The 2,300-nt window shown below is 48.3% G+C and carries 4 protein-coding genes; 1 reads left to right on the top strand and 3 read right to left on the bottom strand.

Translation table 11 applies throughout. The features are described 5' to 3' along the window. The 3 genes from coaBC to gmk all read right to left on the bottom strand — a co-directional run. Positions 1–1,011 (bottom strand): bifunctional phosphopantothenoylcysteine decarboxylase/phosphopantothenate--cysteine ligase CoaBC (gene coaBC / locus F8N00_RS17630; RefSeq protein ID WP_421018703.1); only part of this gene is annotated, 1,011 nt, incomplete at its 3' end. A gap of 56 nt (positions 1,012–1,067) precedes the next feature. Beyond that, the gene (gene rpoZ, locus F8N00_RS17625) at positions 1,068–1,271 is read right to left on the bottom strand and encodes a DNA-directed RNA polymerase subunit omega (protein WP_023468770.1); all 204 of its coding nucleotides are present in this window, start codon (positions 1,269–1,271) and stop codon (positions 1,068–1,070) included. A 1-nt stretch (position 1,272) separates the two neighbouring features. Continuing rightward, the gene (gene gmk, locus F8N00_RS17620; RefSeq protein ID WP_174316772.1) at positions 1,273–1,890 is read right to left on the bottom strand and encodes a guanylate kinase; all 618 of its coding nucleotides are present in this window, start codon (positions 1,888–1,890) and stop codon (positions 1,273–1,275) included. Between the two features lie 168 nt (positions 1,891–2,058). Between gmk and F8N00_RS17615 the strand changes: the two genes are divergently transcribed. Next, a partial coding sequence (locus tag F8N00_RS17615; protein WP_421018702.1) for an NFACT family protein occupies positions 2,059–2,300 on the top strand: 242 nt, incomplete at its 3' end.

Raw genomic sequence — 2,300 nt, 5'->3', positions numbered from 1 at the left:
TCGTGGGCTCGGAGATGTGTATAAGAGACAGTCCGTCGTCTCCGCTGCAAATCCAACTAATACCTGATGTTGTTTCTGCTCACCGAGCGTCTTCAGAATATCCGTCGTCTCCTCGAGTTCAATCCGCAATGGTCCGTGAATTTTCTTTTGCTTTTGCTCGTATTGAATAGACGGTCGATAGTCGGCTACGGCAGCGGACATGATGACGATATCTTGCGTCTCATAGTCACGTAACATGGCTTCAAGCATCTCTTCTCCCGACTCGACGGCAATCGTCGCTATCCCGGTCGGTAGTCCAATCCGAAGGGGACCATGGACGAGCGTGACATCTGCTCCTGCGTCTCGTGCCGCCTCTGCTAGCGCAATTCCAGTTTTCCCTGAAGAATCATTCGTCAAATAACGAACCGGGTCAATCCGTTCAACGGTCGGACCTGCACTGATCAAAACTTTTCGCCCAGCTAGATATTTTTCTTCAAAGAACGTTGAGAGTGTTGCGACCAAATCTTCTGGTTCCGGTAAACGACCTTTTCCGACCCAACCACATGCGAGATTTCCGACTCCCGGTGCAATCACCTGGACACCATCCTGCTTGAGTTGTTCGATATTGCGGACAGTCGCCGGATGTTCGAGCATGTTGACATTCATCGCCGGTGCGACGATGACGGGACACGTTGCTGCAAGGATCGTCGTCGTAATGAAGTCATCTGCGATCCCGTGCGCGAGTTTTGCAATCAAGTTCGCGGTCGCTGGTGCGACGACGATTAAGTCCGCTTCGTCCGCTAAATCGATATGGGCGATTTTTGACGGATCATGCTCGATGAAGACGTCATCATAGACCGCTTTTCGCGTCAGTGCTTCAAACGTCGTCTTACCGACGAATTGTTGCGCATTACGCGTCATCGCGACTTGAACGTGTGCGCCTGCTTGGACGAGTTTTGAAGCGAGTGCTGCTGATTTATAGGAAGCGATTCCACCGCCGACACACAGTAGAATGTTTCGGTTGGTTAACATGTAGGTGTCCTCCTTATTGAAAAAAACAGCCACGATGACAAGTGGCTGCTTCAAAATTAGTCTTGCGGTTGGTTCGTGACGGATACTTCTTCGAAATAAAGCTCTTCTAAAGCTTTCCCGACCGGTTTATGCGATTTTGGGTTCGTGACTCTCACGCGTTTCCCGTCTTGGATTTGACGCGCACGCTTAGCGGCAACTGTAACGATCGTATATTTCGATGGCACTTTCTTTTGAAGCTTATCAACTGATGGATATAACATATCACTTAACCTCCATGGCTTTTTTATATAGGGACGCGACACGTTCCCGACTGCAATGTTCCGCTGTGACGATCGCTTGAATTCGATCACAGGCTTTATGAATTTCGTCGTTCGTCACGACATAGTCATACGCATCCATCATCTCGATCTCTTCCTTAGCGACGAGAAGACGTTGCTTGATGACTTCCTCCGATTCCGTTCCACGCCCTACGAGGCGGTTCCGCAATTCTTGGAGGCTTGGAGGTGCAAGGAATAAGAAGACAGCTTCCGGAAAATGTTCTTTGACCTGCATGGCCCCTTGAACTTCGATTTCGAGAATGACGTCTTTTCCTTCATCTAGGATCTGGTTTACCCATTCGACAGGCGTTCCATAATAATTCCCTACGAATTCAGCATATTCCAAGAGTTGATTGTTCGCAATCATCTCTTCGAATTCTTCACGCGATTTAAAGAAATAGTGGACACCATCTACTTCTCCTTCACGCGGTTGGCGCGTCGTACAGGATACCGAGTAATGCAGATCGTTATCCTGATCTTCGCGCAAGGCACGACAGACCGTTCCCTTTCCGACACCACTTGGACCTGATAATACGAGTAATAAGCCACGCTCTTTGAAAATCACTTCAAAACCCCTCCATCTCACAAACTTCACATTGTTTCATATTAGCAGTAGAGACGGGAAGTTCGCAAGTCATCTTTTTTAGCTCGACTGCTTTATCATACCATAACGATGCCATTTCTGTTACCTTTAGAAAGTGAGAACGAAATCAAGAAAGAAGGTAATCGTATGGCTTTTGACGGATTGATGACGACACGCGTCGTCGAAGAACTCCAACCGCTCGTCGGAGGACGGATCAATAAGGTATACCAACCGTATACATTGGATTTAGTATTCCAGGTCCGGGCCGAGCGAAAAAACGTATTATTGCTCTCCTCTGCGAATGCCATGTATGCACGAATGCACATTACGTCGGAAGCGGTCAGCAACCCGAGTGAACCCCCACTCTTCTGTATGATGCTCCGTAAACA

The organism is Exiguobacterium sp. A1_3_1 (assembly GCF_048985645.1).
Classification (GTDB): Bacteria; Bacillota; Bacilli; order Exiguobacteriales; family Exiguobacteriaceae; genus Exiguobacterium_A; species Exiguobacterium_A indicum.
Note: the sequence above shows the minus strand (reverse complement) of the source record. Positions and strands in the feature narration are given on the sequence as shown.

What these genes read in the sequence shown, in the direction of transcription:
- rpoZ (WP_023468770.1), bottom strand. Translation starts at nt 1,271, where the DNA reads ATGTTATATCCATCAGTTGATAAGCTTCAAAAGAAAGTGCCATCGAAA.